Source organism: Microbacterium sp. ARD32 (assembly GCF_031844385.1).
Taxonomy (GTDB): domain Bacteria; phylum Actinomycetota; class Actinomycetes; order Actinomycetales; family Microbacteriaceae; genus Microbacterium.
Genome location: NZ_JAUZVD010000001.1, coordinates 1431888 through 1451999, shown reverse-complemented (window position 1 = coordinate 1451999; position 20112 = coordinate 1431888). Strand labels below are relative to the sequence as shown.

Here is a 20112-nt window from a genome sequence, read left to right as displayed (position 1 = left end):
CTGCTTCGTGGCCGAGTACATCTATTCCATGGTGCGAGCCCGCAAGGCGGTGGGCGACAAGCTCATCCTCGATGACGTCACCATGGCGTTCCTGCCGGGAGCGAAGATCGGCATGGTCGGTCCGAACGGCGCGGGCAAGTCGACGATCCTGAAGATCATGGCCGGGCTGGACACACCCTCCAACGGCGAGGCCAAGCTCACGCCGGGCTTCTCCGTCGGCATCCTGATGCAGGAGCCGGAGCTCGACGAGTCCAAGACCGTGCTGGAGAACATCCAGGAGGGCGTGGCGATCAAGCCCAAGCTGGATCGCTTCAACGAGATCTCCGCGCTGATGGCAGACCCGGATGCCGACTTCGACGCGCTGCTGGCCGAGATGGGCGTGCTCCAGGAGGAGATCGACGCCGCCGACGGCTGGGACCTCGACTCCCAGCTGGAGCAGGCGATGGACGCGCTGCGCACCCCGCCGGCGGATGCCGAGGTGGGTCCGCTCTCCGGCGGTGAGCGCCGCCGTGTCGCGCTGGCCAAGCTGCTGCTGCAGAAGCCGGACCTGCTGCTGCTCGACGAGCCGACCAACCACCTCGACGCCGAGAGCGTGCTGTGGCTCGAGCAGCATCTGAAGGACTACAAGGGCGCGGTCATCGCCGTCACGCACGACCGGTACTTCCTCGACCACGTCGCCGAGTGGATCGCCGAGGTCGATCGCGGAAGGCTGCTCGGCTACGAGGGCAACTACTCGACCTACCTCGAGCAGAAGGCGGCCCGCCTGGACATCCAGGGCAAGAAGGACGCCAAGCTCGCCAAGCGACTGAAGGACGAGCTGGAGTGGGTGCGATCCAGCGCCAAGGGACGCCAGACCAAGTCGAAGGCGCGTCTGGCCCGCTACGAGGAGATGGCGGCCGAGGCCGAGCGCACCAGGAAGCTCGACTTCGAGGAGATCCAGATCCCCGCAGGACCGCGCCTGGGCAACGTCGTGATCGAGGCGAAGAACCTGCAGAAGGGCTTCGGCGACCGGATGCTGATCGACGGGCTGAGCTTCAGTCTGCCGCCGAACGGCATCGTCGGCGTGATCGGGCCCAACGGCGTCGGGAAGACCACCCTCTTCAAGACCATCGTGGGCTTGGAGCCGCTGGACGGCGGGGAGCTGAAGATCGGGGAGACGGTCAAGATCAGCTACGTCGACCAGAGCCGCGCGAGCATCGATCCGAACAAGAACCTGTGGGAGGTCGTCTCGGACGGACTGGACTTCATCACCGTCGGCAAGACCGAGATCCCCTCGCGTGCGTACGTGTCGAAGTTCGGCTTCAAGGGACCCGACCAGCAGAAGAAGGCCGGAGTGCTCTCCGGTGGTGAGCGCAACCGGCTGAACCTGGCGCTCACGCTCAAGGAGGGCGGCAACCTGCTGCTACTCGACGAGCCGACCAACGACCTCGACGTGGAGACCCTCAGCTCGCTGGAGAACGCCCTGCTGGAGTTCCCGGGCTGCGCTGTCGTGATCACGCACGACCGGTGGTTCCTCGACCGCATCGCCACGCACATCCTCGCCTACGAGGGCACCGACGAGAACCCGTCGCAGTGGCACTGGTTCGAGGGCAACTTCGAGGCGTACGAGAAGAACAAGATCGAGCGGATGGGACCGGAGGCGGCGCGCCCGCACCGCACCACCCACCGCAAGCTGACCCGCGACTAGCGGCGATGAGCGGCCGAGTCACGGCATCCCTCGAGCGCATCGGCGAGGACGGGCGTCTGCACATCCCCATCCAGCTGCGCTGGGGGGATCTGGATGCCTTCAATCACGTCAACAACACGGCGATGCTCAAGCTCCTGGAAGAAGCGCGTGTGCGCGCGTTCTGGAAGCCCGCGCCGGGGGAGTCCGCGCCGCCGACGGCGATCCTGGACTCGGGCCTGTCCTTCGGGATGCTGACGCTCATCGCCCGGCAGGAGATCGAGTATCTCGCGCCGGTGCCGTATCAGCGGCATCCACTGGACATCCAGATGTGGTTCGGCAAGCTCGGCGGCTCCAGCCTGGAGGTCTGCTACGAGGTGCACGCGGACGCCGCCGCGGAGCAGCAGGCGCTGTACGCACGGGCGACGACCGTCATGGTGCTGGTGGATGCCGCATCGGGCCGGCCCGTGCGGCTCACGCCGGAGATGCGCACGGCGTGGGAGCCGCTGGTCGGCGAGCCGCTGACCTATCGCCGCCGGTGACCGGCCGCGGGCGTCACAGTTCGGGGACGCGGATCATGATCTCCTGCGCCACGGTCGCGATCAGCACGCCGCCGCGCGTGTAGATGCGACCGTTCGCGAGCCCGCGGCCGCCGCGGGCGTTGGGGGACTGCTGCACGTACAGCATCCACTCGTCCACTCGGCCGAAGCGGTGCCACCACATCGCGTGGTCGAGGCTCGCGACCTTCAGGCCCGGCGTCTGCCAGGTGATGCCGTGGCGACGCAGGATCGACTCCTGGATGGTCATGTCGCTGAGATAGGCCAGTGCAGCGCGATGCAGCCGCGGGTCGTCGGGCAGGGGTGCGCGCATGCGCATCCACACCGCCTGCTGCGGTACGCGCTCGCCCGCGACCTCGAGGAAGAGCGGGCCGGTGACGTGACGGATGTCGGCAGGCCGGTCCGACAGCAGCCTGCCGGTGATCGGATGCACCCGCCCGATCAGCTCGTCGTCCGAGGGCAGCGACTCCGGCTCCGGGACACCGTCCGGGAAGGGCTCCGCATGCTCCAGGCCCGGATCCTCGTCCTGGAACGAGGAGATCATCGAGAAGATCGGCACACCGGCCTGGTACGCCTGCACTCGGCGCGTGGAGAACGAGCGCCCGTCGTGGATGCGGTCCACGGCGAAGGTGATCCCCTGGGTCGCATCGCCCGGGCGCAGGAAGTAGCCGTGCATGGAGTGCACGATCCGCTCCTCGGGGAGAGTGCGCTCCGCCGCGACCAGCGACTGCGACAGCACCTGCCCGCCGTAGACCCGGCCGGTGGGCATCGGGTGCGAGACGCCGGTGAAGATGTCCTCGGTGGTCCGCGCGGCCGAGGCATCCAGGTCGAGCACCTGCATCAGGTTCTGAACGGATCGGCGGGCGCTCTCCTCGGCGGTCATCAGGCTAGTTTAGAAGAAATGACCACTCCTCTCGTTCTCGCCGACGCGCACACCGCGCGCGACGTGCTGACCTTCGCCGGCCGCGCCGCCCAGGCCGGCGCCGACGGCGTGCGCCTGCAGGCAGCCGGCGGGGTGCTGGCGCTCACGGCCGCAGCGCTCGCGCCGCAGGGATTGTTCGATCAGACCCCGACGATCCTGGCGATGCGCATCGTGCAGGCCGATCCCGAGCTGCGCTGCGACCTCGTCGTGGAGTCGCTGACACCGAGCCCGGAACCGGCCGAGCTGCTGCTGCCGGACACCGCCGTGTCACCCGCGTGGGCCGGCGTCGCGCCGCCGCGCGGAGGCTGGGAGCACGTGGGCGCTCTCCCGGCGCGCGTCATCGCCGAGCGCGCGCAGTGGGGCATCTCCGCCGTCGCCCATGGCAGCCCCGTCGGCGCGGGAGAGGATGCCGTGCGGGCGCTGCGCGCGCGCATCTGGGGCGAGCCGGACGAGGATCTCGGCGGACTGCCGCGCGGGGTGGCGTTCGCGGCCCATGCCTTCGGGTTCGTGGCGGGGGGCGAGCAGGTGCGAGTCACGGCATCGGGGCGGTGGACGCGACTCGCGTTCGCACGCGGTCACGTGCTCAGCCGCGGTCCGGTCGCGACGGGGCTGACCGACGTGCGGGCGACCGGTCGGCCACTTCGACAGGATCAGTGACCCAGGAGGTCGACAGGCTCAGTGACCCAGGAGGTCGACAGGCTCAGTGACCCAGGAGGGGGAGCGGGCTCAGTCGTTCCGCGCCGCCGCTCGACCGGCCTGGCGGCCGGAGAACAGGCAGCCGCCGAGGAACGTGCCCTCCAGTGCTCGATACCCGTGCACGCCGCCGCCGCCGAAACCGCTCGCCTCACCCGCCGCGTACAGCCCGGGAACCGGCTGACCGTCCGGCGCCAGCGCGCGGCCGTCGAGATCGGTCTGGATGCCGCCGAGCGACTTGCGGGTGAGCACGTGCAGCTTCACGGCGATCATGGGGCCGGCAGCGGGGTCCTGCAGCCGGTGCGGGGGAGCCGTGCGGATCAGCTTGTCGCCCCGGTAGGAGCGCATCGAGCGCAGCATCGAGATCTGCGCGTCCTTGGTGAAGTCGTTGCCGATCTCGCGGTCGCGCGCGAGAACCTCCTGGCGGGCGTGATCGACATCGAGTGCCTCGCCGCCGGGCATCCGCTGCATCTGCCCGAGCAGGGTCTCCAGATCGTCCTCGACGATGAAGTCGGCCCCCTCGTCCAGGAACGACTGCACCGGTCCGGTCGGACCCTTCGCCAGGCGCGACTTCAGCAGCAGGGCGACGTCCTTGCCCGTCAGGTCGGGATTCTGCTCGCTGCCCGAGAGCGCGAACTCCTTCTCGACGATCTTGAGCGTCGTGATGAACCAGGAGTGGTCGTGACCGGTGGTGCGCAGATGCGCCAGCGTGCCGAGCGTGTCGAAACCGGGGTAGAGCGGCACAGGCAGTCGCTTGCCGGTGGCATCCAGCCACAGCGACGAGGGACCGGGGAGGATGCGGATGCCGTGGCTCGGCCACACCGGATCCCAGTTCTGGATGCCCTCCACGTAATGCCACATGCGGTCGCCGTTGATCAGGTGCGCGCCGGCCGCCTCCGACACGGCGTGCATGGATCCGTCGACGTAGGCGGGGACGCCCGTGAGCAGGTGCTGCGGCGGGGTTCCGAGGCGGGCCGGCCACGCCGCTCGCACCAGGTCGTGATTGCCGCCGATGCCTCCGGAGGCGACGACCACGGCATCCGCCCTGATCTCGAACTCACCCGCACGCGTGCGCGACGACGACACTCCCCGCGGGGAGAGGTCGTCGGCCAGGACGTCACCGCGCGCGCCCGCCACCGAACCGTCCTCGAGCACGAGCCCGGTCACCCGGTGCCGGGGGAGGATCGTCGCCAGCCCCTCCGCCTCCGCGTGCTCCACGGCGGCTGCGAACGGCGCGACGATGCCGGGGCCGGTGCCCCAGGTGATGTGGAAGCGCGGCACGGAGTTGCCCGGCCCGATCGCACCGCTTCCGCCGCGCTCCGCCCAGCCCACCACCGGGAAGAAGCCGACGCCCCGCTCGCGCAGCCAGCTGCGCTTCTCGCCGGCGGCGAACTGCAGATAGGCGCTCGCCCAGCGGCGCGGCCACTCGTCCTCGGGTCGATCGAAGCCGGCGTTGCCGAACCAGTCCTGGGTGGCCAGCTCGAGCGAGTCGCGGATGCCCATGCGGCGCTGCTCCGGGGAGTCGATCAGGAACAGGCCGCCGAACGACCACCATGCCTGACCGCCCAGATTCGCGCGCGGCTCCTGATCGATGATCGTCACGCGTCTGCCCGAAGCCAGGGCCTCGCCAGCGGCGACCAGGCCCGACAGGCCCCAGCCGATGACGAGCACATCCGTGTGGTGCGTGGGCGATGTCATGGCGACTCCTTCGTCGACGATGGTGACTGCGGGGCTAGGAGGTGAGTCCCAGGTCCGGACGGCGCTCCGTGGCCGGCCCGATGCCGGGCGAGGGCTCGAACGTGTTCACCAGCGAGTGCGCCGCTCGCTGCAGGTAGTCCCAGAAGGCGGCATCGTGCAGGGGCGAGAGCCGCGCCTCGTCGAGTGCGGTGCGCATGTGCGCGAGCCAGCGGTCGCGAGCATCCGGATTGACGTGGAAGGGGACGTGCCGCATCCGCAGGCGCGGGTGACCGCGTCGCTCGCTGTACGTGCCCGGGCCGCCCCAGTACTGCTCGAGGAACATCGTCAGCCGCTCGGCGGCCGGCCCGAGATCCTCCTCCGGATACATCGGTTTGAGCACCGGGTCGTGCGCGACCTCGCGGTAGAAGACCTCGACGATGCGCCGGAAGGTCTCGTGCCCGCCGATCTCGTCGTAGAAGCTCACGTCGGGTCCCCCTCGTGATCGCCCGGCCTCCGGCGCCGCCAGATGCCGCGTTCGGCGATCGGGGGCACGCCGGTGACCGGGTTCGGCCGGGTGCGCGGCGGGTTGGCGCCGCGCACCCGGCGCGCCCCCTCGAAGCCGCTGAGGTTGACGGATGCCAGCTGCGGCACGGTGATGTCCTTGGCGAGCATGGCGTCGCGCAGCCGCCGGCGCAGCTCCTGAGACACGTCGTCCATCGCGAGCGCTCGGGTCTTGACCACCACTCGCACGACGAGCGCCTCGCCGTCGATGGTGCGCAGCCCCCAGATCTCGGGCTTCTCGATGATGCGGGTGCGCCACTTGGGGTCCTTGGCGAGTCCCTCGGCGGTCGCGAGCATCGTCTCCTCGACCACGTCGAGGTCGGCGTCGGGGGAGACGCCCAGGTCGATGATCGCGCGCGCCCAGCCCTGCGACATGTTGCCGATGCGGGTCACCTCGCCGTTGCGCACGTACCAGAGGGTGCCGTTGACGTCGCGTACCTGCGTGACGCGGACGCTGACGTACTCGACCACGCCGGATGCCAGTCCCAGGTCGACCACGTCGCCGATGCCGATCTGGTCCTCGGCGACGAGGAAGATGCCGTTGAGCACGTCCTTGACGATGTTCTGCGCGCCGAAGCCGAGACCCGCGCCGACCGCAGCCGTGAGCAGGGTCAGGGATCCCAGCAGGCTGGGATCGACCGCGTTGACGATCAGCACCAGCGCGATCACCACGAGCATCACGTTGACGATGTTCTGCAGGATCGATCCGAGGGTGCGCGTGCGCTGGACGAGCCTCATGTCGGCCAGGGGGGAGCGCTCCAGCGCCTGGGTGTCGTCGACGTTGGCCTTGCTCTTGGCGCTGTTGACGATGCGCTGCACGACCCGGCGGATCACGAACCGCAGCAGGAAGGCGATGATCACGCACGCGGCGATGATCGCCACCACGGTGAGAGCTCTGCCGCCGAAGATCAGCAGGCGCTCGAGCACGTCGTCCCACACGCCGGTGGCGGGGGGATCAGGCGCCGGTGTCGCAGCCGCGGGCACGATGTTCATCCCCTCGATCCTACCGAGCGGGGACCGGCGCGGAGCGACGATCGGAGGGGGCTGTGGAGGGCCCACGCGGCCCGGAGGCTCCGACCGGCGCGGAGCGACGATCGGAGGGGGCTGTGGAGGGCCCACGCGGCCCGGAGGCTCCGACCGGCGCGGAGCGACGATCGGAGGGGGCCGTGGGGATCAGTCCTCCGCGTCGCGCGACTGCGCGGCGAGTGCGCGCTCCACGTCCGCGAGGTTCTCGTGCACCAGACGACGCAGGGCGGGCGCGGCGTCCTGGTTCTCCGAGAGCCACGCACGAGTGGCGTCGCGCAGCTCGACGTTCGCGAGTGAGCGGGGGTACAGGCCGACGATCAGGTAATCGGCGATCTGGTAGGTGCGCCCCTCCCAGATCGGCACGAGCATGTCGAAGTACTTCGGGATGAACTCGCCCAGCACATCGGCGCCGGACGGGTGCACGAATCCGGCGGCCGCGGCGCGGACGATGGTGTTCGGCAGGTCGGCGTTGTCGATGAGCGACGACCAGGCGGACTGCTTGGCCGCCGTGCTCGGCAGCGCCGCGCGCGCCTGGGCCGCGAACTCCGCGCCCTTGGACGTGTTGTCCGCGGCGAGCGCGGCGTCGATCGTCGCGGCATCCGTGGCCCCGGCGGCAGCCAGTCCGACCAGCAGCAGCCACGACAGGTCGGCGTCGATCTCGAGCCCGGGCAGGGTCTCCTCGCCCGAGCGCAGCCGCCCGACGATGCCGGCGTGCTCGTCGGTGACGAGAACGTTGGCGAAAGCGGTGACCAGCTGCAGCTGGCTGTCGCTGCCCGACTCGGCTTGCTGCGCGAGCGTCCACAGGCCGTCGGCGATCTTCTCCCGCGCGGCGGCGCGTGATTCCGGGGCGACGTAGCTGGCGGCGGCCAGCAGCAGCTGCGCGAGAGTGGTGCGCACCGTGGTCGACTCGGTCTCGCGGCCGATGTTGCCCAGCACCAGGTCGATGTAGTCGGATGCCGAGCTCTCGGCATCCCGGGTCTGGTCCCAGGCCGCCCCCCACACCAGCGAGCGGGCGAGCGGGTCGCTGATGTCGGAGAGGTGCTCGATGGCGGTGGCGAGGGAGCGCTCGTCCAGCCGGATCTTCGCGTAGGCGAGGTCCTTGTCGTTCAGCAGCACCATGTCCGGGCGCTGCAGGCCCTGCAGCTCGGGGATCTCGGTGCGGTCGCCGTCGATGTCGACCTCGACGTGGTGCGTGCGCACCAGGGCGTCGCCGTCGAGGCTGTAGAAGCCGATGCCGAGGCGGTGCGGGCGGATCGTCGGATAGTCGGCCGGCGCGGTCTGCGTCACGGCGAACCGGGTGATGGTCCCCGTGGAATCCTCGACGATCACGGGGGCGAGCGTGTTGACGCCGGCGGTCTCCAGCCACTTCTTGGCCCAGGTCCCCAGTTCGCGGCCGCTGGTGGCCTCCAGCTCGACGAGCAGATCGTTCAGCTCGGTATTGCCCCAGGAGTGCTTCTGGAAGTACTGGCCGACGCCGGCGAAGAACGCGTCGATGCCGACCCAGGCCGCCAGCTGCTTGAGCACGGAGCCGCCCTTGGCGTAGGTGATGCCGTCGAAGTTGACCAGCACGTCCTGCAGGTCGTTGATCTCGGCGACGATCGGGTGCGTGGACGGCAGCTGATCCTGCCGGTACGCCCAGGTCTTCTCCATCGCGTTGAACGTGGTCCACGCCTCGGTCCACTCGGTGGCCTCGGCCGTGGCGATGGTGGAGGCCCACTCGGCGAACGACTCGTTCAGCCACAGGTCGTTCCACCACTTCATGGTGACCAGGTCGCCGAACCACATGTGCGCCAGCTCGTGCAGGATCGTGACGACGCGGCGCTCCTTGACGGCATCCGTCACCTTGCTGCGGAACACGTACGTCTCGGTGAAGGTCACCGCGCCGGCGTTCTCCATCGCGCCGGCGTTGAACTCCGGCACGAACAGCTGATCGTACTTGGCGAACGGGTAGGGCACGCCGAACTTCGACTCGTAGTAGGCGAAGCCCTCGCGGGTCTTGTCGAAGATGTAGTCGGCGTCGAGGTGCGACCACAGGCTCCTGCGACCGTAGACGCCCAGGGGGATCACCCGGCCGGAGGCGCTGGTGAGCTCGGAGAACGTGGCCTCGTACGGGCCGGCGATGAGCGCGGTGATGTAGGAGGAGATGCGCGGCGTGGGCTCGAAGCCCCACGTGGCGGTCTGCTGGGTGCCGGAGTCGGTGGACGCATCGTGCACGATCGGCTCCGGCGTCGGGGAGTTGGAGACCACCTTCCACGCCGCGGGAGCGGTCACCGTGAACTGGAAGGTGGCCTTCAGATCAGGCTGCTCGAACACGGCGAACATGCGACGCGAGTCCGGCACCTCGAACTGGGAGTACAGGTACACCTCGCCGTCGACGGGGTCGACGAACCGGTGCAGGCCCTCGCCGGTGTTCGTGTACAGGCAGTCCGCGTCGACGATGAGCACGTTCTCGGCCTGCAGACCGGCCAGCGCGATGCGGGAGTCGCTGAACACCTGCGCCGGATCCAGCTGCTCTCCGTTGAGCGAGATCTCCCGCACCTCGCGAGCGATCAGGTCGATGAAGGTGGCGCTCGCGGGTGTCGCGGTGAAGCGCACCACGCTGCGCGAGCCGAACACCGCGGCGCCCTTGGTCAGGTCGAGCGAGACCTGATAGGACTGCGTGTCGATGACGGCGCGGCGCTCCTGCGCTTCGGTACGGGTGAGGTTCTCTCCAGGCACAGCTGTTTTCTCCCAGTGGTGAGGGGTGTCGTGCATCGTCGGCACTGCTGGCGCCGACGGCAACCATGACAGCCTACGCCAGCCGCCGCGCAGGGCAAGCGGCTCCGCGCTGGCTCATAGCCTGGAGTGCGAGGATGAGCGCCGTGATCCCTGAAGCAACGGATGTCGTCCTGCACGCCTCTTCCGCAGCATCCGGGGGTGAGCCCTTCGTCGAGCAGCCGGTCGCGTACGACGCGATCCTGCTCGCCGGCTTCGGCGGTCCCGAGGGGCAGGACGACGTCATCCCGTTCCTGCGCAACGTGACGCGCGGCCGCGGCATCCCGGACGAGCGTCTCGAGGAGGTCGCGCACCACTACCGGCACTTCGGCGGCGTGAGCCCCATCAACGGCCAGAACCGCGCGCTGAAGGCCGCCCTCGAGGCCGAGCTGGAGGCGCGCTCGATCGCGCTGCCGGTGTACTGGGGCAACCGCAACTGGGCGCCGTACCTGGAGGATGCCGTCGCCGAGGCCGCCGGGCGAGGTCACACGACGCTGCTCGCCTTCGCCACCAGCGCGTACAGCTCCTTCTCGAGCTGCCGCCAGTACCGCGAGGACTTCGCACGGGTGCTGGACGGCTCCGAGTACGACGGCGTGGTCACGATCGACAAGATCCGCCCGTTCTACGATCACCCCGGCTTCGTGCAGGCGTTCGTGGCCGGCGTGCACGATGCGGTGGAGGAGTACCTCGCCGACGGCGTCGCGGCCGACGCCATCCAGGTGCTCTTCTCGACGCACAGCATCCCTTCGACCGATGCCGAGCGTTCCGGGCCGCGCGACATCGACTGGGGTCCCGGGGGCGCGTACGCCGCCCAGCACGAGGCCGTCGCTGCCTGGGTGATGGACCGGGTGGCGGAGCTGACTCCCGCGGCGGCGGAGGTGCCATGGGAGCTCGTCTACCAGTCGCGCTCGGGTCCTGCGACCCAGCCGTGGCTCGAGCCGGACGTCTGCGACGTGATCGGCGAGCTCGCAGGCCGCGGCCGGCAGGCAGTGGTGGTGGTGCCGGTCGGATTCATGAGCGATCACATGGAGGTGCTCTGGGATCTCGATACCGAAGCGAAGGAGGCGGCCGAGCAGGCCGGGCTCCGTTTCGTGCGCACCCCCACCCCGGGCGTGTCGCCGGCATTCGCGGCCGGGATCGTCGACCTCATCCAGGAGCGGCTGGAAGGCCGCCCCGACGCGGACCGTGCCCGCGTGGCGTCGGTGGGCGGCTCCTTCGACGTGTGCCGGCCGGGATGCTGCGAGAACGTGCGCGCCGGATTCAAGCGCGCCGCCGCGGGTGTCCTGCCCTGAACCCACGGCGTCGCTGAACCCGTCGGGTCGCTGAGCCGGGCCCACGCGCCCCCGAGGCCCCGGCCAGCGCGCAGCGATGGCTGGAGTGGGGCGTGGGGATCGAAGCGTCGCGAATAGGATGTCTTCATGCGCATCCACATCGCCACCGATCACGCAGGGCTCGACTTCTCCACCCGCCTGCAGGAGCATCTGCGCTCGGCCGGTCACGAGGTGACCGACCACGGGCCGGTGGAGTACGACGCGCTGGATGACTATCCCGCCTTCTGCATCCGCGCGGCGCAGGCCGTGGTCGCCGACCAGACCTCCGGCATCGAGGCGCTCGGCGTGGTGTTCGGCGGCTCGGGCAACGGCGAGCAGATCGCCGCGAACAAGGTGAACGGCATCCGCGCGGCGCTGGTGTGGAACACCTCCACCGCGGAGCTCGCCCGCGAGCACAACGATGCGAACGTCATCTCGATCGGGGCGCGCCAGCACACCTTCGACGAGGTGATCTCCTTCATCGACACCTTCATCGCCACGCCGTTCTCGGACGAGGAGCGGCACGTGCGGCGGATCGCCCAGATCGCCGACTTCGAGACCTCCGGCGCACTGCTCCCGGATCCGCGGCAGGGAGGTGTCGGCGCCGACGGACGCGCCTGACATGCCCGAGGGTCACTCCGTCCACCGCATCGCGCGCCAGTTCGCCCGCAACTTCGCAGGTCTCCCGGTGCGCGCCTCCAGCCCGCAGGGTCGCTTCGCCGAGGGAGCGTCCGTGCTCGACGGCCGCGAGATGCTGCAGGCGAAGGCGGTCGGCAAGCAGATGTTCCTGGAGTTCGAGGGCGACACCTGGCTGCGCGTGCACCTGGGCCTGTACGGTGCGTGGGACTTCGCCGGTGAGATCCTCGTCGATCCGACGATCGCCTCGGCCAACGGCCGGATGGGGCAGACCAACCAGCGCGGCACCGACCTGGAGGAGGAGATCTTCGACGACGCGGGGGAGAACTCGCTGACCTCGATCGGCGCACCGCGCCGAACCCGCGTGCACGTGCGGATGTCCGAGCAGACGAAGGGGCTCGCAGAGGAGGGCGTCGAGTGGCCGCCGCCGGTCGTCGGCCAGGTGCGCCTGCGGCTGATGACCTCCGTGACCTGTGCAGACCTGCGCGGTCCGACCGCGTGCGAGCTGCAGACGCCCGAGCAGATGCTCGCCACCGTGGCGAAGCTGGGCCCCGACCCGCTGGTGGGAGACCCCGCCGAGGGCGAGGAGCGCTTCGTGCGCATCGTGCGCCGCAAGCCCACCGCGATCGCGCTGCTGCTGATGGATCAGTCCGTCGTCAGCGGCATCGGCAACGTGTACCGCGCCGAGATGCTCTTCCGTGCCCGGCTGAACCCGCACACGCCGGGCAGGGACGTGCCCGAGGAGGTCGTCCGGCAGCTGTGGCGCGACTGGGTGCGGCTGCTGGCGATCGGCGTGGACACCGGCCAGATGATGACCATGGACGACCTCACCGCGGAGCAGTACCGGGCGGCGATGGCCAGCCGGGACGATCGCCACTGGGTGTACCACCGCGCGGGGCTCCCCTGCCGGGTGTGCGGCACCGAGATCGCGCTCGAGGAGCTCGGCGCGCGCAAGCTGTACTGGTGCCCGTTCTGTCAGAGATGACCGACTCGCGCCCCGAGTGCTGGAACCTGAGTGCCCGCTGTGAATAGGATGTCCGAATCCGTTCGCAATGATGCACGACAGGAGAAGTCATGGACCTATCCGGCCTCGAAGCCGTCCTGAAGAACATCAGCTCGTGGGTCTGGGGGCCGTGGATCCTCATCCCGCTGCTCCTCGGTACGGGTCTGTACCTCACGATCCGCCTCGGTGGGATCCAATTCCTCAAGCTCGGCGCCGCGCTCAGGCTGGGACTGTTCACCCGCAAGGACCCCGGGTCGGACGGTGACATCTCGCAGTTCCAGGCGCTGACCACGGCCCTGGCCGCCACAGTCGGCACGGGCAACATCGTCGGAGTCGCCACCGCCATCGGCGTCGGCGGACCCGGCGCGCTGTTCTGGATGTGGGTGACCGGCCTGCTCGGCATGGCGTCGAAGTACTCCGAGGCGTTCCTGGGCGTGCGCTTCCGCACGACGGATGCCGCGGGTGAGAAATCCGGAGGGCCGCAGTACTACCTGGAACGCGGCATCAGGAACCGCTTCGGAAAGTTCCTCGCGATCTTCTTCGCGATCTCCGCGGTGATCGCGTGCTTCGGCATCGGCAACATGACGCAGGGCAACTCGATCTCGGCGAACCTGGAGAGCAGCTTCAACGTCCCGACCTGGGTGACCGGCATCGCACTGACCGTGTTCGCGCTGCTGGTGCTCGTCGGCGGCATCAAGTCCATCGGTCGCGTGACAGCCGGTCTCGTGCCGGTGATGATCATCTTCTACGTGCTCGGCGCGATCTACATCCTCATTGCCAACATCGCCGGCGTCCCGGCGGCGTTCGCGCAGATCTTCAGCGAGGCGTTCACCGGCACCAGTGCGGTCGGCGGCTTCGCGGGATCGCTGATCATCGTCGCCGTGCAGATGGGCGTGGCACGCGGCATCTTCTCGAACGAGTCGGGCATGGGCTCGGCGGCCATCGCCGCCGCTGCCGCGAAGACCAGCCATCCCGTGCGTCAGGGGCTCGTGTCGATGACGCAGACCTTCATCGACACGATCATCGTGGTGACCTGCACGGGCTTGGTGATCATCACCACCGGCACGTGGAACAAGGTCGACCCCGAGACGGGAGAGCAGATCAGCGCCGCCCTGATGACCGGCGAGGCGTTCTCGCACGGACTGCCGGGCGAGTGGGGCCATTACATCGTGACGATCGGGCTCGTGCTCTTCGCCGGCTCGACGATCCTCGGCTGGTCGTACTACGGCGAGCGCAGTCTGGAGCGGCTGGTGGGCGTGAAGGCGATCATGCCGTATCGCATCGTCTTCTCGCTGGTCGTCTTCGTCGGCTGCACGACGGAGCTCGGTGTCGTCTGGGCGTTCTCGGACGTCATGAACGGACTCATGGCGCTGCCGAACCTCATCGGACTGCTCGTGCTCTCGGGCCTGGTGGCACGTGAGACGAAGAAGTATCTGGACAACGATCCGAAGCTGACCGCAACGACCGAAGAGGTGAACGCCTTCATGGCGGGTGACGCGGCCTTCGAGGACTGGAAGACGCAGGCGATCCCGGTGGTCAAGAACAGCTAGCCCGACCGGCGGCGGGGTGCGGCCGGAAGGTCGTCCCCGTCGCCGTAAGCTGATCGCATGCGCCAGAACCCGAGCTTCGCCATGACCGACATCGCCGAGCTGCGCAGGGTGGTCGAGCAGAACCCGTGGGCGACTCTGGTCGCCCAGGGCGATGACGGGATGGTGGCCTCGCACTATCCCGTGCTGCTGGATCCGGAGCGCGACGACCTCACCATCGTCGGCCACGTCGGCATGCCGGACGACCAGGTGCTGCACCTGGGAGAGCGCGAGCTGCTGGTGATCTTCCAGGGACCGCACGGATACATCTCCCCGAGCTGGTACGGCGACGTGCGGGCCGTGCCCACGTGGAACTACACGGCAGTGCATCTGAGCGGCATCCCGGAGATCGTCGACACCACGGCGAACCTGCGGATCCTCGACGATCTGGTCACGCACTTCGAGCGCGCGCTGCCGCAGCCGCGGATGATGTGGGAGCTGCCCAACACCGAGGAGTTCGTGCGCGCTCTCGAGTCCGGGACCGTCGGCTTCCGGCTGACGCCGACGACGGTCTCCGCCAAGCGCAAGCTCAGCCAGAACAAGCCCGACCGCATCGTGGAGAACGTGATCGCCGAGCTCGACGGCAACGGGGAGTACGCGCAGCCGGAGCTGGCGGCGGAGATGCGGCGTGCGCGCCAGGCCCGGCTGGCGCACCGCCGATGACCGCGGATCTGCTGCTGCGCGCCGTGCGCGTGGCGGGACCCTCGCGCGAGCTGATGCCCACGGACGAGCCGGTCGACATTCTGATCCGCCGCGGGATCATCGCCGACATCGGCCCCGCCGGGAATCTGCGTGCGGCCGTCGAGACGCTCGACGGCGAAGGCGCCTGGGTGATCCCCGGTCTGTGGGACCATCACGTGCACACCGTGCAGTGGGCTCTGGATGCGCAGCGGATCCCGCTCGGCGGTGCCTCCGGCCCCGCAGAGGCGGCCGCGCTGGCGGCCGGAGCGGCGCCCCTGCCGGACGGTCGCATCGTCGGCGCGGGATTCCGTGACGCGCTGTGGCACGAGGGCCCCACGCTCGCGCTGCTGGATGCCGCCACGGGGGAGCGCCCGGTGTACCTGATCAACGCCGACGTGCACAGCGTGTGGCTGAACTCGGCCGCACTGCGCCGGGAGGGCTTCGAGGGCGCGGACGATGACGGGCTGCTGCGCGAGGAGGACGCCTTCGAGATCTCGCGTCGGCTCAACGCCACCGACACGGCAACCGTCGACGCAGCCGTGTCCGCGGCCGGAGCGGCTGCCGCCGCGCGCGGGGTCACCGGGCTGGTGGACTTCGACATGGCGTGGAACGCGGAGGCGTGGCGACGCCGGACGGATGCCGGGTTCGACCTGCACCGTGTGGAGTTCGTGTTCTACCCCGATCAGCTCGAGCGCGCCATCGCCGAAGGACTTCACAGCGGTGACGAGCTGCCCGGCACCGGGGGAATGGTGCGCGTGGGGCCGCTCAAGCTCATCTCGGACGGCTCGCTGGGCACCCGCACCGCGGCGTGCTCGCACGCGTACGCGGGGGAGCCGGGGAACCGCGGAGCCCTGAACATCGATCCGGTGCAGCTGCGCGAGCTGCTGATGCGCAGCACGGCATCCGGAATCGACGCCGCCGTGCACGCGATCGGCGACCGGGCCGTGACCGCCGCGCTGGACGCGTTCGCGTTCGCGCAGGCGCGCGGCACGATCGAGCATGCGCAGCTGGTGCGCCACGCGGACCTGGCGAAGTTCGCCCGGCTGGGGATCGCCGCGAGCGTGCAGCCCGCGCATGCAGTGGATGATCGTGATCTGGCGGACGAGCTGTGGCGCGACCAGCAGGCGATCGCGTACCCGCTCGCGTCACTGGTGGCCGCCGGCGCGTCGCTGCGGTTCGGATCCGATGCGCCGGTGGCGGCACTGGACCCCTGGCAGACGATCGCCGCAGCGGTGTTCCGCACGGGCGATGACCGCGAGCCCTGGCATCCCGAGGAGCGCGTGCCGATCGATGTCGCGCTGCAGGCGAGCTCACGTCACGGCGCGGCATCCATCGGGCTCGGCGAGACCGCCGACCTGGTGCTGTGCGCGGCCGATCCGCAGACGGCGGACCGGGAGACGCTGAGCCGGATGCCGGTGCCCGCGACCATCCTGGGCGGAAGGATCACCCACCGCGCCTGAGCCTGTCGAAGCGTCAGGCCGCGATGTGCGAGACCAGGAACCAGCGGTCCTTCTCGAGGCCGCGCTGGATCTCGATCGCGACGTCCTGGCTGGTGAGATCGACGTCATCGAGGCCTTCGACCGCGGCCTTCACGTCGGCGATGATCGCATCGATGTCCGCGATGACCGCGCGCACCAGCTCGTCGGACTGCGCGAAGCCGGCCGGCACGGCAGTGGCAGCGGCCTTCGCGGCGACGGTCCCGATGCGCGAGTCGATCGGCAGGCCGAGGGCGACGATGCGCTCCGCGGCGGTGTCGGCGAAGTCGCCCGCGTGCGCGACGATCGTGTCGAGCAGTTCGTGCACACCCACGAAGTTCGCCCCGCGCACGTGCCAGTGCGCCTGCTTGCCGTTGACGGTGAGTGCCTCCAGGCCGTGGACGACGGGGGAGAGGAACTGGGCTGCGGCTGCCGCGACGGTCGGGTCGACGGCGGTGGTGGGAACGGTGTCTGCCTTGCTCATGGGATCCTCCGAAAGTGGTCGAGACGGGCCTTGTCGATGTCAACGCTACTCACGCCAGGGCATTCCGCAAGCAAGCCAAGGCAACGCTTACCGGGCCGCTGAGCCGCGTGATTCCGCGGTTCTGAGGGTAGGCTCTCCTGCATGAGCGTCGCTGAATCGGCATCCGTCATTGCCCTGACCGACCGCACGCCGCAGATCGCCGAGGACGCATTCGTCGCCGACGGCGCGCGCATCGTCGGCGAGGTCGAGCTGGGCTCTCGAGCGAGTGTCTGGTACAACGCCGTGCTGCGTGGGGACTCCGCTGCGATCGTGGTCGGGGCGGGCAGCAACGTGCAGGACAACGTGTCGGTGCACGTCGACTCCGGGCACGGCGTGCGGATCGGCGAGCGCGTCTCGATCGGGCACAACGCGGTGGTCCACGGATGCACGATCGGCGACGGGTCGCTGATCGGGATGGGCGCCGTGGTGCTCAGCGGCGCGGTCATCGGCAGCGGATGCCTGGTCGCAGGCGGCGCCGTCGTGCTGGGCGGCACCGAGGTGCCGGACGGATCGCTGGTCGCCGGAGTCCCGGCGAAGGTGCGCCGCGCTCTGACGGACGAGGAGCGGGACGGCCTGATCACGAACGCCGAGATCTACCTGGGCCACATCGACACGCACTCGGCGGCGCGAGCGCTCGGAGCGCACCGGTAGGCTGGTGCATCTACGGGGCGGTGGCCAAGCTGGTGAAGGCAGTGGGCTCATAACCCAACGATCGCGGGTTCAAGTCCCGCCCGCCCTACTCGGCGCTCTCGTCGTCCGTGTCGTCCGTGTCGGTCTGGGGTCCGCCGACGACACCGATGCCCACCGCCTGGTGGTCGGGTTCGGGGTCGTGCGGCTTCTCGGCCCTGGGCTCCTCATCGACGTCCTTCTCGGTGCTGGGCTCCTGAAGGTCCTCGGTGTCCGGCTCCTGCTCGCCGTCGGCGTGCCTCTGCGGGGTCGCGGATGTCGCATCAGTCATGGCACGACCCTCCCGCGCCGCAGGTGAGATGCCCAGGGGGTTGACAGCGGCAGCACCCGGGAGAGCGCCCTAGCATCGGGGGAGCGGTGCGAGCAAGGGAGACGGCGCCGAGACGGAAGCGGGGAATACTGTGAGGATGCCCAGGCATGAACACCCGCCCGCGACGGGACGCGACGGAGCGCATCGCGCTCAGTGGAGGCTGGTCATCGGCCGGGTGGCGCGCGGCTTCTTCCGCACCTCGAGCGCGGATGCCGCCGCCGGACTCACGTTCTACGCGGTGCTCGCCGGGTTTCCTGCGATCGTCGCGGCGTTCTCGCTGATCGGCCTGACGGGGCGCAAGCAGGATGTCATCAGCGCCATCCTGGACGCCGGCGAGGAGGTGCTCGACGCGAGCATCATCGCGGACATCAGGGAGCCCGTCGAGGATGCCGCGGCTTCGGCCGGCGGCGGATGGGTGCTGACGATCTCGCTCGTGGTCGCGCTGTGGTCGGTCGCGCGCTATGTCACCGCGCTCGGCCGGGCGATCAATCGCGCCTATGACGTGCCCGAGGGACGCGTGGTGTGGAAGGCGAAGCCCGTGCAGCTGCTGATCACTCTGGCGGTGTTCGTGCTGGTCTGGATCGCCGGTCTGCTCGCCGCCCTCAGCTGGCCCGTCGCCCGGTCACTGGGGCGGGCGCTGGGCGCCGGCGAGGTCACCCTCACCGTGTGGCGGCTGGCGCGCTGGCCCGCCGTCGTGCTCGTCGTCATGCTGGTCGTCGCGATCCTGTACTACTTCGCGCCGAACGTCCGGCATCCGCGTTTCCGTCTCGTCAGCGTCGGCGCGGCGATCGCCATCGTGCTCTTCGCGCTGGCGTCGGCGGGATTCGGCTTCTACGTCGGCAGCGTCGCGAACTACGACCGGCTGTACGGCTCGTTCGCGGGGATCGTGGTCTTCCTCGTCTGGCTGTGGCTGGGCAACATGGCGCTGCTCGTCGGTGCGCTCTTCGATGCGGAGCTCGAGCGGCTTCGGGAACTGCGCGCCGGCATCCCGGCCGAGCGCACGCTGCAGGTGCAGCTGCGCGGCACGGAGCGCCTCCAGCGCAACGCCGAGAACGACGTGCGCGACGCGCGCCGCGCGCGCCGCATCCGCCGATCCCGCCCGTGACCGGGCAGCCCGGCCGCTCCGCAGTGTGACCGGCCGACGGCGCGCCTATCCCTCTCGGCCGTCCGCCCCCTCGCCGGCGATGAGCGCCGCAAGAGCGACGGCGTCGTGCGGTGCATGACCGTGCGCGTCGTTGTCGAAGTAGACGTACACGTCGCGCGGTCCGGTGCCGCCTGCGTCGCCCTGCGCCCAGTCGATGGCCTGCCGGGCCCACGCTCGCAGCTCTCCGGCGTCGTAGCCGCTGGTGTACAGCTCTGTGGAGCCGTGCAGCCGCAGGTACGCGAAGTCGGCGGTGTCCGCGTCGAACCGAGGCCAGCGGCCGGCGGTGTCGGCCACGGCGAGCGCGACCCCATGCGCGCGCAGCAGCGCCGGAAGCGCCGGATCGTCGAAGCTGCGCGCCCTCGGCTCCAGGGCGTGCCGCAGCGGACGGTCCTCGTCGATCTCCAGCCAGGCGCGGCCATCCAGCCGCTCGTCGTGCTCGCCGGCGAGCGCCTGCGCGTGCGCGGTGGACGTCGGCAGCTGCGCGATGAAGTCCTCGAGCAGGCCCTGATCGAACTCCAGTCGCGCCGGCAGCTGCCACAGGAACGGGCCCAGGGCGGGACCGAGTGCGAGCACGCCGGAGGCGAAGAAGTTCGCCAGCGCGGTGCGCACGTCTCGCAGGCGCCGCATGTGGGTGATGTACCGCGACCCCTTCACCGCGAACGTGAAGTCGTCGGGCACGCTGTCGCGCCAGCGCCGGTAGCTGTCCGGACGCTGCAGCGAGTAGAAGCTCCCGTTGATCTCCACCGTGGAGAGGCGGTCGCCCAGATACGCCAGCTCGCGGCGCTGCACGAGTCCGCGCGGATAGAAGTCACCCCGCCAGGAGGCGTACCGCCATCCCGACGTGCCCACCCGGATGCGGCCCCCGGGGCCGGGACCCTCGGTGTTCGGCGATGCATCCATCGCG

At 69.9% G+C, this 20112-nt stretch carries 19 protein-coding genes and 1 tRNA gene; 12 read left to right on the top strand and 8 right to left on the bottom strand.

Annotation, left to right across the window (positions count from 1 at the left end; all coding sequences use genetic code 11):
* Positions 1 to 7: 7 nt before the first annotated feature.
* Complete coding sequence (gene ettA / locus Q9R19_RS06865) at positions 8 to 1687, top strand: energy-dependent translational throttle protein EttA (RefSeq protein ID WP_311255567.1); 1680 nt, start codon at positions 8 to 10, stop codon at positions 1685 to 1687.
* Positions 1688 to 1692: 5 nt separating this feature from the next.
* Positions 1693 to 2205, top strand: a complete 513-nt coding sequence (locus Q9R19_RS06860; RefSeq protein WP_311255566.1) for a thioesterase family protein — start codon at positions 1693 to 1695, stop codon at positions 2203 to 2205.
* Positions 2206 to 2218: 13 nt separating this feature from the next.
* On the opposite strand, the gene Q9R19_RS06855 is transcribed toward Q9R19_RS06860, so the two are convergent.
* Entirely contained in the window at positions 2219 to 3103 is an 885-nt protein-coding gene (locus Q9R19_RS06855; RefSeq protein WP_311255565.1) for an acyl-CoA thioesterase II, read from the bottom strand.
* Between the two features lie 18 nt (positions 3104 to 3121).
* Here Q9R19_RS06855 and Q9R19_RS06850 point away from each other — a divergent pair, with 18 nt between their 5' ends.
* The gene (locus Q9R19_RS06850) at positions 3122 to 3799 is read left to right on the top strand and encodes a hypothetical protein (protein ID WP_311255564.1); all 678 of its coding nucleotides are present in this window, start codon (positions 3122 to 3124) and stop codon (positions 3797 to 3799) included.
* 69 nt (positions 3800 to 3868) lie between these two features.
* Here Q9R19_RS06850 and Q9R19_RS06845 read toward each other — a convergent pair whose 3' ends face one another.
* The 4 genes from Q9R19_RS06845 to pepN form a co-directional block, all read right to left on the bottom strand.
* On the bottom strand, positions 3869 to 5533 hold the full coding sequence (locus Q9R19_RS06845) for an FAD-binding dehydrogenase (protein WP_311255563.1): 1665 nt from the start codon (positions 5531 to 5533) through the stop codon (positions 3869 to 3871).
* Between the two features lie 34 nt (positions 5534 to 5567).
* A complete protein-coding gene (locus tag Q9R19_RS06840) occupies positions 5568 to 5996 on the bottom strand; it encodes a globin (RefSeq protein ID WP_311255562.1) in 429 nt (142 codons plus the stop codon).
* Complete coding sequence (locus tag Q9R19_RS06835; protein ID WP_311255561.1) at positions 5993 to 7066, bottom strand: mechanosensitive ion channel domain-containing protein; 1074 nt, start codon at positions 7064 to 7066, stop codon at positions 5993 to 5995. The genes Q9R19_RS06840 and Q9R19_RS06835 overlap by 4 nt, the downstream gene beginning before the upstream one ends.
* Before the next feature lie 180 nt (positions 7067 to 7246).
* Positions 7247 to 9817 (bottom strand): aminopeptidase N, encoded by a 2571-nt coding sequence (pepN, locus tag Q9R19_RS06830; RefSeq protein WP_311255560.1) that lies wholly within the window; start codon positions 9815 to 9817, stop codon positions 7247 to 7249.
* 134 nt (positions 9818 to 9951) lie between these two features.
* On the opposite strand from pepN, the gene Q9R19_RS06825 reads away from it, so the two are divergent.
* The 6 genes from Q9R19_RS06825 (at position 9952) to Q9R19_RS06800 (ending at position 16529) form a co-directional block, all read left to right on the top strand.
* A complete protein-coding gene (locus Q9R19_RS06825; protein WP_311255559.1) occupies positions 9952 to 11145 on the top strand; it encodes a ferrochelatase in 1194 nt (397 codons plus the stop codon).
* A gap of 126 nt (positions 11146 to 11271) precedes the next feature.
* Positions 11272 to 11784, top strand: a complete 513-nt coding sequence (locus Q9R19_RS06820; RefSeq protein ID WP_311255558.1) for a ribose-5-phosphate isomerase — start codon at positions 11272 to 11274, stop codon at positions 11782 to 11784.
* 1 nt (position 11785) lies between these two features.
* Entirely contained in the window at positions 11786 to 12784 is a 999-nt protein-coding gene (locus Q9R19_RS06815) for a DNA-formamidopyrimidine glycosylase family protein (protein WP_311255557.1), read from the top strand.
* Between the two features lie 89 nt (positions 12785 to 12873).
* Positions 12874 to 14352 carry a sodium:alanine symporter family protein gene (locus Q9R19_RS06810; RefSeq protein WP_311255556.1) on the top strand — a complete coding sequence of 493 codons (1479 nt, stop codon included), beginning with the start codon at positions 12874 to 12876 and terminating at the stop codon, positions 14350 to 14352.
* 57 nt (positions 14353 to 14409) lie between these two features.
* Positions 14410 to 15051 (top strand): FMN-binding negative transcriptional regulator, encoded by a 642-nt coding sequence (locus Q9R19_RS06805; RefSeq protein WP_311255555.1) that lies wholly within the window; start codon positions 14410 to 14412, stop codon positions 15049 to 15051.
* Positions 15048 to 16529, top strand: a complete 1482-nt coding sequence (locus tag Q9R19_RS06800; protein ID WP_311255554.1) for an amidohydrolase family protein — start codon at positions 15048 to 15050, stop codon at positions 16527 to 16529. The genes Q9R19_RS06805 and Q9R19_RS06800 overlap by 4 nt, the downstream gene beginning before the upstream one ends.
* A gap of 13 nt (positions 16530 to 16542) precedes the next feature.
* On the opposite strand, the gene Q9R19_RS06795 is transcribed toward Q9R19_RS06800, so the two are convergent.
* Complete coding sequence (locus tag Q9R19_RS06795) at positions 16543 to 17028, bottom strand: ferritin-like domain-containing protein (RefSeq protein ID WP_311255553.1); 486 nt, start codon at positions 17026 to 17028, stop codon at positions 16543 to 16545.
* Between the two features lie 141 nt (positions 17029 to 17169).
* Here Q9R19_RS06795 and Q9R19_RS06790 point away from each other — a divergent pair, with 141 nt between their 5' ends.
* Both Q9R19_RS06790 and Q9R19_RS06785 read left to right on the top strand, forming a co-directional pair.
* On the top strand, positions 17170 to 17718 hold the full coding sequence (locus Q9R19_RS06790; RefSeq protein ID WP_311255552.1) for a gamma carbonic anhydrase family protein: 549 nt from the start codon (positions 17170 to 17172) through the stop codon (positions 17716 to 17718).
* 14 nt (positions 17719 to 17732) lie between these two features.
* Positions 17733 to 17806, top strand: a tRNA-Ile gene (locus Q9R19_RS06785).
* Here Q9R19_RS06785 and Q9R19_RS06780 read toward each other — a convergent pair.
* Positions 17804 to 18025 carry a hypothetical protein gene (locus Q9R19_RS06780; RefSeq protein ID WP_311255551.1) on the bottom strand — a complete coding sequence of 74 codons (222 nt, stop codon included), beginning with the start codon at positions 18023 to 18025 and terminating at the stop codon, positions 17804 to 17806. The two genes, Q9R19_RS06785 and Q9R19_RS06780, sit on opposite strands and share 3 nt — an antisense overlap.
* Before the next feature lie 136 nt (positions 18026 to 18161).
* Between Q9R19_RS06780 and Q9R19_RS06775 the strand changes: the two genes are divergently transcribed.
* On the top strand, positions 18162 to 19169 hold the full coding sequence (locus tag Q9R19_RS06775; protein ID WP_311255550.1) for a YihY/virulence factor BrkB family protein: 1008 nt from the start codon (positions 18162 to 18164) through the stop codon (positions 19167 to 19169).
* Positions 19170 to 19214: 45 nt separating this feature from the next.
* Here Q9R19_RS06775 and Q9R19_RS06770 read toward each other — a convergent pair whose 3' ends face one another.
* Positions 19215 to 20108, bottom strand: coding sequence for a DUF72 domain-containing protein (locus Q9R19_RS06770; protein WP_311255549.1), 894 nt, complete (start codon positions 20106 to 20108; stop codon positions 19215 to 19217).
* Positions 20109 to 20112 lie beyond the last annotated feature (4 nt).